Below are 12,349 nucleotides of genomic sequence, written 5' to 3'. Positions count from 1 at the left end.
CCACGCACCCGTCATCCGCGCCGACAGGGCCCGCTGTGAACGGCACCCGGCCGTCGGACAGGCATGACAGCCCGGAGCCGTGGGCCGCCCCGGACGGGACCTCGGGGGCGGCGCGCACGGCCGAGCCCGCTACCCCGGCCGCGCCGCCTCCCACTCCCGTCCGGCCGCGTCGCTGATCCGCAGCAGCAGCGCGATCATCAGCCAGTTGGCGACCAGCGAGGACCCGCCCTTGGCCAGGAACGGCAGGGCCTTGCCGGTCAGCGGGATCAGCCCCATGACGCCGCCGGCCACCACGAACACCTGGAGCGCCAGCGCCGCCGCCAGCCCCACGGCCAGCAACTTGCCGAACGGGTCGCGGGAGCGCAGCGCCGTGCTCAGCCCGCGCTGCACCAGCAGCGCGTACACGAGCAGCACGGCCATCAGCCCGGCCAGGCCCAGTTCCTCGCCGACCGTGGTGAGGATGAAGTCGCTGCGGCCCGCGAAGCCGATGAGCTCCGGGTGGCCCCGGCCCAGCCCCGTCCCGGAGAGGCCGCCGCTGCCGAACGAGAAGAGGGCCTGCGCGGCCTGGTCGGAGATCAGCCCCGGGGGCCGCTGCGCCTTGGGCAGGTAGATGTCGAACGGGTGCAGCCAGGCGACGATGCGGCCCTTGACGTGCTGCTCGGTGGAGCCGACGGCGGCGGCCCCGACCACGGCCATCAGCAGCCCGCACAGCACCCAGCTGGTGCGCTCGGTGGCCGCGTAGAGCATGACCACGAACAGCCCGAAGAAGATCAGGGAGGTGCCGAGGTCCCGTTCGAGCACCAGGACCAGCAGGCTCAGCACCCACACGGCGAGGATGGGCGCGAGCTGCCGGCCGGGCGGCAGGCGGAAGCCGAGGACCTTGCGGCCGGTCAGCGCGAGGGCGTCGCGGTGGGCGACCAGATAGCCCGCGAAGAAGATCGCGATCATGGTCTTCACGAACTCGCCGGGCTGGAACGACAGCGGCCCCAGGAAGATCCACCGCTTGGCGCCGTAGGTGTCGCCGGGGAACGCGGCCGGCGCCATCAGCAGCACCAGCGCCACGACCATGGTCAGGTAGATGTACCGCTGGAGCCACCGGTGGTCCCGCAGCACCACGAGGACGCCGACGCAGACGGCGACGCCGATGACCGTCCAGAGCAGCTGGCCGGGGGCGGTGCCGGGGGAGTGGTAGCGGGCCGCGTAGGCGTGGTCGAGCCGGAACAGCAGCACCAGGCCGAGGCCGGACAGCAGGGTGGCGAGCGGCAGGATCAACGGGTCCGCGTGCCGGGCCCAGCGGCGGAGCACCAGGTGCGGCACCAGGGCCAGGCACGCCATCGCGCCCGCGAAGCCCGGCAGGCCGTCCGGAACGCTTCCGGTGGTGGCCAGCCCCGCGTAGAGGTAGCCGAGGACGCTGATGGCGACGGCGAGGCAGAGCAGCGCCGCCTCGTGCCGGCGCCGCCGTCCGCGCACGGCCGCCGCCGTGGCGGGAACCTCGTCGCCGCCGTCCGCCACGCGTACCGGTTCCACGCTCACACCCGTCATGATGATCGGCCCCGGTCGCGGGAAACGCGGGAGCGCTCACGATTCCTTCGCAATCCGGTGACTCCCGTCCCATCCTCGACATTCGTTATGTGCACGCCACCAGCGTCACATATCCGACAAGGAGGACTGCTCTCCGGCGCTCCGTGGTAGCCCTGCGTCATGATCGGGTCGCCCAGGGTGGCCCCGGCCCGGGGTCCGCCCCGGGCGGGCTTTCGCTCCGGTGGCGTAACCGGCCCGGTGCGGCGCTGGTTGACCCCTCGGCAGCGCGCGGGACCGCGCGCCGCCGCCCCACCCACGGGCCCGCGCGGCGGGTCCCTCGTGACAGGACGGAGAGTGGTTCATGAGCAAGCGCCAGAAGGGCCGCAGGCACCGCCGGGTCAACCGGACCCCGCGACCGGTCGGCGGCTCGTCCCGCCCGGAGGCCCGCTTGGAGGCCCGCTTGGAGGGTCGTCCGGAGGGCCGCTGGGGGGCTCGGCAGGAGGGCCGGACGGAGGGTCGGACGGAGGGTCGGGCCGAGGTCCGGGTGGAGGCCCGGAGGGAAGCTCCGGTGGAGCCCCGGGCGGAGGCCGGGGCGCGGGTTCCCGCCGGGGTTCCGGCGGGCGCTCGTATCGGTGCCCCCGGCGGCGCTCGCGCCGCGACCGGGGCGGACGTCCCGCCGCCGGCCCGCCCGGCGGCCGCCCCCGGGCTGGGGCGGCACGAGGCGCGGACCTGGGACGGACTGCGCTCGCGTGGCGCGGACGGCGCGTCCGTCGACGACCTCTGCGCGGCCGTCGGCTACCAGCCGCGCACCATCCTCAAACACGTGGCCGGACTGGCCGGCCACGGCCTGGCGGAGCAGCGCGGCGACCGCTGGTACGCGCGGACGGGCGAGGGCGCCCTGGCCGGTGCGCAGGGCGGCTGAACCGGCCGCCGGGGTCGCCCGCCGGGGATTCGTTCATCCGCCCGGGTGAATGCCCGTGAACCCATGCGGTGCCGAGGTCTGATGATCTACTGTCGCCCGCATGCCCGACATGGATGAGATCATCGGACGGATCCGCCGTGACATGGACACACAGCTGCGCAAGCGCGCGCGGCGGGCGCTCGGCGAGGGGTCGGACCGGGCCGGCTGGTCCGCGGAGGCCGGCCCGCCCCCGCCGGGCGTGGCCGCGCCCCCGGCGGCCGGCGGCGCTACGGAAGCGGGCGCCCGGGGACGGGTCGCGGGGGAAGGCGCGGGGCCCGCGGAGGTGCTGACCCGCTGACCTCCGACCTCACGGGCGGCGCGTCGGCGCCCGTCGGCGGAGGGAGCGTCGGCGGCGGGAGCCCGTACCGGCGCCCGTCGGGGACCGACGTCGAACGGGTGCTCGTCGGGGCAGACGCCGTACGGGCGCTCGTCGGGACGACGTCGTACGGGCCCGCGCGGCCGTCCGGTGGGACGGTCACGCGGGCCCGGTCGTCCCGCCCGCGCCGCCGCGGGCGGGTGTCGGGCTGTCAATGCCGGGCGGGCGCCATGGATTCGGTGCGGCGCGGTCGCCCGCCGGCCGGTCAGCGCCGGGCGCGGGCCTTGCTGACGCCCATGCCCGCCAGGGCGAGGGCGGCCACGCAGCAGACGGCGCCCACGATGACGTTGCTGACGTTCGCTCCGGTGGTGAACGCGTGCCCGGACACCACCCAGGGCGAGACGATCGTCCAGACGCCGATGGCGAGGGCGGCCCAACTCATGCCGTGGGTGCGCTCGTAGGCGGATCCGAAGCCGCCGACCAGGAGGGCGAAGGCGACACCAGTGATCAGGTTGTTGGCGGTCAGGGTGGAGAAGCCGTTGAAGCCGACGATCCAGGGTGAGGCGGCCAGGTAGACGCCGCACAGCAGGGCGAGGGCCTCCACGGCCTGGGCGGCGGGCATCGCCGTCGTCTCCTCGGAGTGGGCGCGGAGCGCCATGATGTCCGGGTGCTGGTCGATCCGGGGTGACGTATGGGCGGTCACGTCAGCCACCTTCCTTCCCAAACGAGGATTCGGACCTTCTAGTAGTTTAACCGGATTGTGCGCAACTTCACCTGAAAGAGATTGTTCGTCGGAAAAGTGGTTAATGGTCCGTTCCGGTGACGGGAACCCGTCGGCGCGTACCGGACGGATGTGCGGGGAAGGCATTGCCTTCCGGGGCCGGTGCCCCCGGCCCATCGCACGGCACCTTCAGGGGGAGGTACCACCCATGGACAACCCCACAGGGCAGGAAGAGCGGGTCCAACCGCGCATACCGGTCCTCGACCCGCCGACGGGCCCCACGCCCACCGGCCCGCCCGCCCGGCGCGCCGCACCGCGCGGCGAGTACGACGCGGCGGGCGACGAGGACGATCCCGAGCCGCACATCGTCCGCGGCACGGACTGACACCACCGGCGGACCCGGCCACGGGCCCGCCGGCGCGGGCGGCCCCCGCCCACACGCGGACCGCGTCCCGCCCACACCCGGGCCGCGCCCCGCCGCCGCGCGAGGACAACGCTCACGGGACGTTCCCCGGCAGGAAAGATCCACGTGACCCGCGGCACGCCCCGGCCACGGACAACAGCGGTATGCGCGTCGCCATCGTCACCGCGTCGTTCCCCCGGACGTCAACGGCATCGCCCACCAGACCTGGGAGACCGCCCGGCAGCTGGCGCTCAGCGGCCACGAGCCGCTGGTCGTCACCCCCGCCCGGCCGCCCGCCCGGTGCGCGGGCGAGACTCCCGCGCCCTTCGACGGAGGCCGCGCGCCCGTCATCCGCCTTCCCACGCTGCCGCTGCCGGGACGCCCCGCCCGGCGCCCGCCGCTGCCCGGCGGACGGCTGGCCCGGGCGCTCGCCGCCCACCGGCCGCACGTCGTCCACCTGGCCGCATCGGGCCGGCTCGGTGCGCGCGGGCTGGCCGCCGCCGTCCGGCTCGGCGTCCCGGCGGTCGCCGTCCACCTGGCCGGCGCGCCCGATCGGAGCGTGCTCCGGACGGGCGCCGCCGAAGCCGCCGACTGGCGGCGCGCCCGCGCCCTGCACCGCGCCGCCGACCGCACCCTCGCGCCGTCGACGGACGCCGTCCGCGCCCTGGCCGACCACGGGGTGCCCGGCGCCCTCCTCTGGCCGCCCGGCGTCGACACCGAGCGTTTCCACCCCGACCGCCGCGACCTGGAACTGCGCCACGCACTGGCGCCCGGCGGGGAGTTGCTCGTCGGCTACGCCGGCCGGCTGGTGCCCGCCAAGCGGCTGGACCTGCTGGCTCCGGTCTGCGCGCTGCCCGGAGTACGGCTGGTGCTGGCCGGTGACGGGCCGTCCGCCGCCGCCCTGCGGACGGCCCTGCCCGGCGCCCGCTTCCTCGGCTGCCGGCGGGGTGGCGACCTGGCCCGGATCCTCGCCTCCCTGGACGTCTTCGTGCACCCCGGCCGCGGGGAGGTCTTCTGCCACTCGGTGCACGAGGCGCTGGCCAGTGGCGTGCCCGTCGTCGCCCCCGCCGCCGGCGGCCCCCTGGACCTCGTCCGGCACGCCCGCACCGGCCTCCTCGTCCGTCCCGACGACGCCCGTGCTCTGGTCGAGGCGGTCCTCACGCTGCAGACCCGGCGCCGCCAGCGCGCCGACTACGGGCTCGCCGCCCGCGCCTCCGCCCTCACCCGCACCTGGCCGGTCGCCGTCGGCGAACTGCTCGGGCACTACGGGGAGGTGGCGGTGCGGGGGCCGCGGGTGCGGGCGGGTGGGTGAGGCGGCTGCCGTCGCCGCTCCGGTTCGACGGGCGGCCGGCCGCGCCCGGCGCTTTGGTCCGTCCGGGAGCGGCGGGGAGCCGCTTCCTGGCCGCGTCGGCTTCCCCGATCACGCGGGGCAGGGGGCACGGGGGCATGCGGGGCGGGTGGGGGGTGTCGTGCCCCGCCCCCGCCCCTTCACCGTTTCTTCCGGGGCCGCGCCTCGGACCCCCGCGCCTCGGACCCCCGCGTCGCGGCTGCGCCGCGAGGTCCTCGGACGCCGGACGGGCGGGGTCCGTACCGCCTTCCCCGGACCCCGCGACCGCGCTCCGCGCGGTTGTCCTCAAGCTCCGGGCGGGCCGAATCGACCGCATCGCGGCCGGATCACGCTCGCGTCACCACGAAGCGGATCCGCGTGCCCGGTACCGCCTGGGCCGCCGCCGACAGGGCGGGTTCGGGGACCACGCCGATGACCGGGTAACCGCCCGTCGTCGGATGGTCGGCGAGGAAGACGACCGGGCGGCCGTCCGGGGGGACCTGGACGGCGCCCAGGACCATGCCCTCGGAAGGGAGTTCGCCGGGGAGCGAGCGTTCCAGGGCGGGGCCTTCGGTGCGCAGGCCGATGCGGTTGCTCGCGGGGGAGACGCGGTAGGTGCCGCGGGCCAGGGTGTCCAGGGCCGTCGGGGCGAACCAGTCGGCGCGCGGACCGGGGACGAGGGGCAGCACCAGCGCGTCGGCGGGGGGCGCCGGGCAGGGGGCCGCGTCCACGGCGGCGGGCGGGCCGCAGGGGGTGCCCAGCGGGAGGACCGCGCCGGCGGCCGGCGGCTCCGGGCCGAGGCCGGAGAGGAGGTCGCGGGAGCGGCTGCCGAGGACCGGGGGGACGTCCACGCCGCCGGCGAAGGCCACGTAGGAGCGCAGACCAGCGTGGGCCCGGCCCACGTCGACGACCGTGCCCGCCGGCACGCGCACGGGGGCGCCCCAGGCGACCGGCCGGCCGTCCGCCCGCACCGCGCAGGGCGCTCCGGTGACCGCGAACGTCACGGCCGCGTCGACGCGCACGGCGCAGCCGTCGACCGTCGTCTCCAGGGTCGCGTACGTCTCCGGGTTGCCGACGAGCCGGTCGGCGAGCCGGTGGGCGGCGGCGTCGAGGGCGCCGGAGCGGGGGACGCCGAGGTGGGCGTGGCCCGGCCGGCCGAGGTCCTGGACGGTCGTCAGCGCTCCGGGGCGGACGACCGTGAGGGCGGTCATCGGACGGCCTCGAAGCGGACCCGGGTGCCGGGGGCGAGCAGCGCGGCGGGTTCGCGGCCCGGGTCCCACATCACCGCGTCCGTCCGGCCGACGAGCAGCCAGCCGCCGGGGGAGGAGCGCGGGTAGACGCCGGTGTACGGGCCGGCCAGCGCGACCGAGCCGGCGGGGACGGCGGTGCGCGGGGTGGCCCGGCGCGGCACGTGCAACTCCGGTGGCAGGCCGGTCAGATAGCCGAAGCCGGGGGCGAAGCCGCAGAAGGCGACCCGGAAGTCGAGTGCGGAGTGGACGCCCGCCACGTCCGCCTCGCCGACGCCCCAGAGGGCGGCCACCTCGGCGAGGTCCTCGCCGTCGTACCGCACCGGGATCACGACGGGTTCGCCCTCGGCGGGCGGCAGCGGGGGCACCGTCCAGCCGGCGAGGTCGGCCGCGAGGGCGTCCGGGTCGTCCAGGCCGTCGAGCAGGACCGTGCGCGCGGCGGGGACGACCTCGGTGACCGGCGGCAGCGTCCCGGCCGCGCGGCGGCGCAGGAGTTCGGCGTGCAGGGCCTGGGCGGCGGCGGTGTCGGCGACCTCGACGAGCAGCGCGTGCCGCCCCACGCGCAGCGGGCGCGTCGTCCCGTCCCGGAGGGTGTTCACGCGAACGCCTCCAGCCGGACGCCCGCCGCCTCCAGCGCCGCCCGCACCCGCCGGGCCAGCGCCGCCGCGCCGGGCGTGTCGCCGTGCAGGCAGAGCGAGCGGGCCCGTACGGCGACCTCCTCGCCCGTGAGGGCGGTGACGGCGGCCTCCCGGGCCAGCCGGACCGACCGGGCCACGACGGCCTCCTCGTCGGTGACGACCGCGCCCTCCTGACGGCGCGGGACGAGCGTGCCGGCGGCGGTGTACGCGCGGTCGGCGAACGCCTCGGCGGCGGTGGGGAGTCCGGCCTCCGCGGCCGCCGCGAGCAGCCTGGACCCGGGCAGGCCCAGGACGGGCAGCCCACCCCCCGCCCGCAGCACGCCCGCCACCACCGCGTGCGCCTGGTCCGCGTCGGTGACCGCGCGGTTGTAAAGGGCGCCGTGGGGTTTCACATAGGCGACGTCACCGCCGGCCGCGCGGGCGAACACCCGCAGCGCGCCGATCTGATAGGTGATCTCGTCGGCGAGTTCGTCCGGCGGTACGTCCATGGCGCGGCGGCCGAAGCCGGCCAGGTCCCGGTACGAGACCTGGGCGCCGACGCGGACGCCGCGGGCGACGGCCTGTTCGCAGACGCGCCGCATGGTGGAGGGGTCACCGGCGTGGAAGCCGCAGGCGACGTTGGCGCTGGTGACGACGGACAGCAGGGCCTCGTCGTCGGTCAGCCGCCAACGGCCGAAGCCCTCCCCGAGGTCGGCGTTGAGGTCGAGGGCGGGAGCGGGGTGCGTCACGGGCGGTCCTCCAGCATCGTGTCGACGATAAGCTGCCGGGCGTCGTCCAGATAGGCGGTCAGTTCGGCTTCGGCGCGGTCCGTCCGGCCTTCGGCGAGGAAGCGCTCGATGGTGCGGTTGCGGATCAGGAACGGCTGGTGGAAGCCGCGCGGCGACGGCATCGCGTGGAAGGCGAGCCGGAGTTCGGCGAGCAGCCGGTCCATCGTGGCGTCGATCCGCGGACTGCCGCTGAGCCCGGCCAGGGCGCGGTGGAAGCGCAGGTCGGCGGAGGCGACCGTGGGCCAGTCGCCGTCGTCGGCCGCCCACTCGGCCTCCGCCACGGCGGCCGTGACGGCCTCGCGCAGCGCGCGGGGGGCCTGGCCGGCGGCGCGCACCCCGGCGAGCTCAAGGGCGGCCCGCAGCCGGTAGATGTCGGCGACGTCCGCCGGGCCTGGGGAGCGGACGAACACGCCCCGGTTCAGCTGGTGTTCGACGAGGTTGTCGTGGACGAGGAGGCGGAACGCCTCGCGCAAGGTGTTGCGCGAGACGCCCAGGTCCTGGCCGAGAGCCTCTTCCGAGAGCTGGGTGCCGGGTGGCAGGACGCCGCCCTCGATGCGGTCGCGGAGCACCGTGGAGACGCGCTGCGCGGTGGAACGGGCCATGACTTCTCCCGGGGAGAGGGTGACCGGTGTGTGCTCGTGGGCGGGGAGCGGCGCGGCGGACCTGGTGGATCAGCCGTTCCGTGGCGAAGGCCGCGCGTGAACCCTTGAGGATTGTTGAACAACATCTTAGCCTCCTCGGCAAGTCGGTTCACGCTTTCTCCCGTTGGGCTCCCGCCGGGCTCCCGTCGAGTGGGGAACGGGCGGGGCTCGACCCCTGCGAAAGACATCCGCGAAGCAAACGGACGGAAGGCGGGGCCCATGCTCGTACTCCTGGGCGTCCTCGTGGTCGTGGCCGGGTTCGCCACCCGGCGCAACCCCCTGCTGGTGGTCGGCGTCGCCGGCATCGCCACCGGCCTGCTCGGCGGCCTCTCACCGCGCGAGGTGCTGGCGGCCTTCGGCACCGGCTTCGCCTCCAGCCGAGGCGTGACGATCTTCGCGGTCACCCTGCCGGTCATCGGCCTCCTGGAACGCCACGGCCTGCAGATCCAGGCCCGTCGGCTGATCGCCCGCTTCGCCGGGCTCACCACCGGCCGCTTCCTCGCGCTCTATCTGCTGCTCCGCCAGCTCACCGCCGCGATCGGCCTGGCCGGCGCCTTCGGGCACGCGCAGACCGTGCTCCCGCTGGCCGCGCCGATGGCCGAGGGGGCCGCCGAGCGCCGGCACGGCGGGCCGCTGCCCGCGAAAGTCCGGGAGCGGATACGTTCCTTCGCCGCGAGCGCCGACAACGTCGGCTTCTTCTTCGGCGAGGACGTCTTCCTGGCCGTCGGCTCGATCCTGCTCATCACCGGCTTCGTCAACACCACGTACCACACCCGGCTGGAGCCGCTGGACCTCGCGCTCTGGGCGATCCCGACGGCCGTCTGCGCCCTGGCCGTACACGGCTGGCGGCTGCTGCGGCTGGACCGGACGCTGGCCGACGCGGGGGCGTCGGGGGTGCCAGGGGGAAGGGGGCGGGAGGGGCCGTCGTTCGCGCCGTCGAGGAGGCGGCCGTCAAGAGGGCGCCGCACGCCGCTGTGCCGTCCGCCACCGCGCCGCCCGCTGCCGCGCCACCCACCGCCGCGCCGCCGCCGCCGAACGCTCGCGGCTCCGGCTCCGGCACTGGCTCCGGCTCCGGCTCCGGCACTGACTCCGGCTCCGGCACTGGCTCCGCCCGGGAGGCCGGCCGATGATCAAGGCGGAATGGTTCTTCTGGCTCGTCGGCGGCCTCTTCCTGCTGATGGCCGCCCAGATGCTCACCGACCCCACCAACCCCAAGCGCCGCGGCACCGCCGCCTTCTGGGGCCTGCTCGGCCTCGGGTTCGTCTACAGCAGCTGGGTGGCGAACGGCAGCGCGCCCCCCGAACCGCTCGGCGCCGCCGTCCTCGTCATGATCTGCCTGGCGGCCTTCGGCCGGACGGGCCGGGGTGTCCGGCCCGCCGACGAGGCCGAGAAGGAGGCCGCGCGGCGCCGGAAGAGCGCCGACCGCTTCGGCGGATGGCTGTTCCTCCCCGCCCTGACCATCCCCGCCGTCGCGCTGGTCTGCGCCGTCGGCCTCAAGGAGGCGCACTGGAACGGGCAGCCGCTGCTTCAGAAGGGCAGCGAGACCATCCTCGGCCTCGGCATCGGCGCCGTCGTCGCGCTCGTCGTCGGCATGGTCCTGGTCCGCGAGCGGCGGCCCGCCGAGCCGGTGGCCGCCGGGCGTTCGATGCTCGAATCGATGGGCTCGGCGTTGCTGCTGCCGCAGTTGCTCGCCACCCTCGGCGCGATCTTCGCGGTCTCCGGGGTCGGCGAACAGGTCCGGCGGATCACCACGGCGGTGCTCCCCGAGGGGTCCGTGCTGCTCGCGGTCGTCGTCTACTGCGCGGGGATGTTCCTGTTCACCGTCGTCATGGGCAACGGCTTCGCCGCGTTCCCGGTGATGACCGCCGCCGTCGGCTGGCCGGTCCTCGTCGAGCAGGCGCACGGGAACGCCCCGGCCGTGCTCGCCGTCGGGATGCTCGCCGGCTTCTGCGGCACGCTCGTGACGCCGATGGCGGCCAACTACAACTTGGTGCCGGCGGCCCTGCTCGAACTCACGGACCAGTACGGTCCCATCAAGGCCCAACTGCCCACGGCATTCATCCTACTCGGGTGCAATATGACCATCATGTACCTATTCGCGGTGTGAGGGAACGGGGGCCCGTCCGGCCCACGGGCCCCTTCCACCGTGCCGTTTCGCCCGATGTCAGACCTACCGCCTACGCTGTGCGACGTGACTTCTCCAGCCCCGGCGGCCGTTCCGCCCCAGCTCAACGGGCCCGCGCCCACCCGAGCTCCCGGCCATGCCCGAGCCGGGGGCCCCGTCGCCCCGGGCCCGGCCGCCGACGAGGGGCTGGCCCGCCGCCTGCGCGCGCTCGCCTGCACGGCGCCGCTGCACGACCTCGACGTCCGCAAGGCCAACCTCGCGGGCGAGTACGGCGTCTACGCGATGGCCGAGGTGGCCCTGGCCGCCATCGACCTCGTCACCCTCACCATGGACTTCGACACCGGCGCCGACCACGAGCAGATAGTGGCCCGGCTGCTGCCGCGCGTCGCCGCCCAGGCGCCCGAGCGCCCGGCGGCCGAGCACGAGCGCGTCGCCCGGTGGGTCCTGGAGAACCTCGTCAACGTCGGCAGCGTCGACCGCGGCTTCCGGGCCGTCTACGGCACGTTCGGCACGGACGGCGCCTACGTGCGCCGCGACTACGACTTCAAGCTGATCGAGGAGGTCCCCGGCCCCGGCGGCACGGTCTTCCTGCGCACCACCGACGAGGCCGTCAACGTGCTCGTCGGCGCCCTCGACACGGACGTCACCAGCGCCCAGATCGCCGCCGAGGTCAAGCTGGAGGTCCTCGTCAGCCGGGGCCGCCTCGCCGACGCCCAGCTCGCCGCCGAACAGGCCCGCTACCGCACCGTCCAGTACGCCGAGACGCTCCGCAAGACCCTCGACGCCACCCGGCGCAACGTCCGCGCGGTGGACTGGCTGCGCACCGTCCCCGACATGATCGACGAGGCGCTGCAACACGTCGCCGAGCGCTACCGGCACGAGAACGCGATCCTCACCAACATCCGCAAGGTCCGCGACGAGGCGTCCACCGGTGTGGACCCCGAGCACAAGCGCCGTGCCGCCGAGCTCGTCGACATCGTCAAGGACTGCATCCGCCGCCACACCCAGCTCCAGTCGCGACTGCTGGAAGCCGGCCCGCTGTTCCGCGCCGAGCAGGACCGGCAGGCGTTCGCCACCCCGTCCTCCGGCGCCGGCCTCGACCTCTACGGGCAGCTCCTCGCCCCCCTCCTGCCGCTCCCGCTCGAACAGGCGGGGCGCGTCACCGACGCCTTCTTCACCCGCGGCACGGGCCTGCGCACCCCGGCGTCCGTCCGTGTCGGCGACCTCGTCGACCTCCTGCTGACGCCGCCCGCGGAGCGGGAGCATCTCGGGGCGGAGATGCCGGAGCCGGATCTGATCGCGACGCCTGACGACAGCCGCTTCAGTGAGGAGCAGTTGGCTCATGCGATGGAGTTGCTGACTCTGCCGCCGGATGCGCCGCGGCGGCTGTCCGGGTTGCTCGCCGAGGCGCGGCGACGGGATCCGGAACTGCCGTACCTGGTGGCCTTGCTGGCCGTGCACGCGGCGAGTCCGGCCGTCGGTACCGCTTATCGGCAGGGGGAGCGGTCGTTGCTTTTTGCCGTGGACGACGGGACGGTGCTTGACGATCCGGAGTTCGGTGGGGCCGACCTCGTCGTGGGGACGGCGTTGCTCGACGCGGCCGGCATGGCGGCGGATCGGTCGGAGGCGTCGTGAGTGTGCCCCGGCCCCGCCCTTTCTCCCCCAGCTACCGCTGGGAGGTG

General features: G+C 75.5%; 11 protein-coding genes and 2 pseudogenes. 7 read left to right on the top strand and 6 right to left on the bottom strand.

Going from position 1 to position 12,349, the window contains the following annotated elements:
* Positions 1 to 129: 129 nt before the first annotated feature.
* Positions 130 to 1,542 carry an FtsW/RodA/SpoVE family cell cycle protein gene (locus ACQEVS_RS04525; protein WP_433015525.1) on the bottom strand — a complete coding sequence of 471 codons (1,413 nt, stop codon included), beginning with the start codon at positions 1,540 to 1,542 and terminating at the stop codon, positions 130 to 132.
* 340 nt (positions 1,543 to 1,882) lie between these two features.
* Between ACQEVS_RS04525 and ACQEVS_RS04520 the strand changes: the two genes are divergently transcribed.
* Both ACQEVS_RS04520 and ACQEVS_RS04515 read left to right on the top strand, forming a co-directional pair.
* Positions 1,883 to 2,443: a hypothetical protein gene (locus ACQEVS_RS04520; protein WP_433015522.1), complete on the top strand. Its 561-nt coding sequence runs from the start codon at positions 1,883 to 1,885 to the stop codon at positions 2,441 to 2,443.
* 100 nt (positions 2,444 to 2,543) lie between these two features.
* Positions 2,544 to 2,780, top strand: a complete 237-nt coding sequence (locus ACQEVS_RS04515) for a hypothetical protein (protein ID WP_433015520.1) — start codon at positions 2,544 to 2,546, stop codon at positions 2,778 to 2,780.
* A gap of 283 nt (positions 2,781 to 3,063) precedes the next feature.
* Here ACQEVS_RS04515 and ACQEVS_RS04510 read toward each other — a convergent pair whose 3' ends face one another.
* Positions 3,064 to 3,501 (bottom strand): SPW repeat protein, encoded by a 438-nt coding sequence (locus ACQEVS_RS04510; RefSeq protein ID WP_433015517.1) that lies wholly within the window; start codon positions 3,499 to 3,501, stop codon positions 3,064 to 3,066.
* Between the two features lie 226 nt (positions 3,502 to 3,727).
* Here ACQEVS_RS04510 and ACQEVS_RS04505 point away from each other — a divergent pair, with 226 nt between their 5' ends.
* Together ACQEVS_RS04505 and ACQEVS_RS04500 are read left to right on the top strand one after the other, a co-directional pair.
* Complete coding sequence (locus ACQEVS_RS04505) at positions 3,728 to 3,904, top strand: hypothetical protein (RefSeq protein WP_433015514.1); 177 nt, start codon at positions 3,728 to 3,730, stop codon at positions 3,902 to 3,904.
* Positions 3,905 to 4,086: 182 nt separating this feature from the next.
* Positions 4,087 to 5,234 (top strand): annotated as a pseudogene (locus tag ACQEVS_RS04500) (glycosyltransferase).
* A gap of 362 nt (positions 5,235 to 5,596) precedes the next feature.
* Here ACQEVS_RS04500 and ACQEVS_RS04495 read toward each other — a convergent pair.
* From ACQEVS_RS04495 to ACQEVS_RS04480, 4 genes are read right to left on the bottom strand one after another with little or no spacing between them, the layout of a single operon-like run.
* On the bottom strand, positions 5,597 to 6,460 hold the full coding sequence (locus tag ACQEVS_RS04495; RefSeq protein WP_433015511.1) for a biotin-dependent carboxyltransferase family protein: 864 nt from the start codon (positions 6,458 to 6,460) through the stop codon (positions 5,597 to 5,599).
* On the bottom strand, positions 6,457 to 7,095 hold the full coding sequence (locus tag ACQEVS_RS04490) for a 5-oxoprolinase subunit B family protein (protein WP_433015508.1): 639 nt from the start codon (positions 7,093 to 7,095) through the stop codon (positions 6,457 to 6,459). Before ACQEVS_RS04490 ends, ACQEVS_RS04495 begins: the two co-directional genes overlap by 4 nt.
* On the bottom strand, positions 7,092 to 7,862 hold the full coding sequence (locus ACQEVS_RS04485) for a LamB/YcsF family protein (protein WP_433015505.1): 771 nt from the start codon (positions 7,860 to 7,862) through the stop codon (positions 7,092 to 7,094). The genes ACQEVS_RS04490 and ACQEVS_RS04485 overlap by 4 nt, the downstream gene beginning before the upstream one ends.
* Positions 7,859 to 8,503 (bottom strand): GntR family transcriptional regulator, encoded by a 645-nt coding sequence (locus ACQEVS_RS04480; RefSeq protein WP_433015502.1) that lies wholly within the window; start codon positions 8,501 to 8,503, stop codon positions 7,859 to 7,861. Before ACQEVS_RS04480 ends, ACQEVS_RS04485 begins: the two co-directional genes overlap by 4 nt.
* Before the next feature lie 258 nt (positions 8,504 to 8,761).
* Here ACQEVS_RS04480 and ACQEVS_RS04475 point away from each other — a divergent pair.
* The 3 genes and pseudogenes from ACQEVS_RS04475 to ACQEVS_RS04465 all read left to right on the top strand — a co-directional run.
* A pseudogene (locus ACQEVS_RS04475) lies at positions 8,762 to 9,415 on the top strand (DUF969 domain-containing protein); the annotation flags it as partial.
* Positions 9,416 to 9,668: 253 nt separating this feature from the next.
* Entirely contained in the window at positions 9,669 to 10,649 is a 981-nt protein-coding gene (locus tag ACQEVS_RS04470; RefSeq protein ID WP_433015499.1) for a DUF979 domain-containing protein, read from the top strand.
* Positions 10,650 to 10,733: 84 nt separating this feature from the next.
* On the top strand, positions 10,734 to 12,302 hold the full coding sequence (locus ACQEVS_RS04465) for a hypothetical protein (RefSeq protein ID WP_433015496.1): 1,569 nt from the start codon (positions 10,734 to 10,736) through the stop codon (positions 12,300 to 12,302).
* The last annotated feature ends 47 nt before the right edge of the window (positions 12,303 to 12,349 follow it).

Origin of the sequence: Streptomyces sp. CA-181903 (assembly GCF_050937075.1) — a bacterium.
Taxonomy (GTDB): domain Bacteria; phylum Actinomycetota; class Actinomycetes; order Streptomycetales; family Streptomycetaceae; genus Streptomyces.
Note: the sequence above shows the minus strand (reverse complement) of the source record. Positions and strands in the feature narration are given on the sequence as shown.

What these genes read in the sequence shown, in the direction of transcription:
- ACQEVS_RS04525 (WP_433015525.1), bottom strand. Translation starts at nt 1,542, where the DNA reads ATGACGGGTGTGAGCGTGGAACCGGTACGCGTGGCGGACGGCGGCGAC.
- ACQEVS_RS04520 (WP_433015522.1), top strand. Translation starts at nt 1,883, where the DNA reads ATGAGCAAGCGCCAGAAGGGCCGCAGGCACCGCCGGGTCAACCGGACC.
- ACQEVS_RS04515 (WP_433015520.1), top strand. Translation starts at nt 2,544, where the DNA reads ATGCCCGACATGGATGAGATCATCGGACGGATCCGCCGTGACATGGAC.
- ACQEVS_RS04505 (WP_433015514.1), top strand. Translation starts at nt 3,728, where the DNA reads ATGGACAACCCCACAGGGCAGGAAGAGCGGGTCCAACCGCGCATACCG.
- ACQEVS_RS04495 (WP_433015511.1), bottom strand. Translation starts at nt 6,460, where the DNA reads ATGACCGCCCTCACGGTCGTCCGCCCCGGAGCGCTGACGACCGTCCAG.
- ACQEVS_RS04480 (WP_433015502.1), bottom strand. Translation starts at nt 8,503, where the DNA reads ATGGCCCGTTCCACCGCGCAGCGCGTCTCCACGGTGCTCCGCGACCGC.
- ACQEVS_RS04470 (WP_433015499.1), top strand. Translation starts at nt 9,669, where the DNA reads ATGATCAAGGCGGAATGGTTCTTCTGGCTCGTCGGCGGCCTCTTCCTG.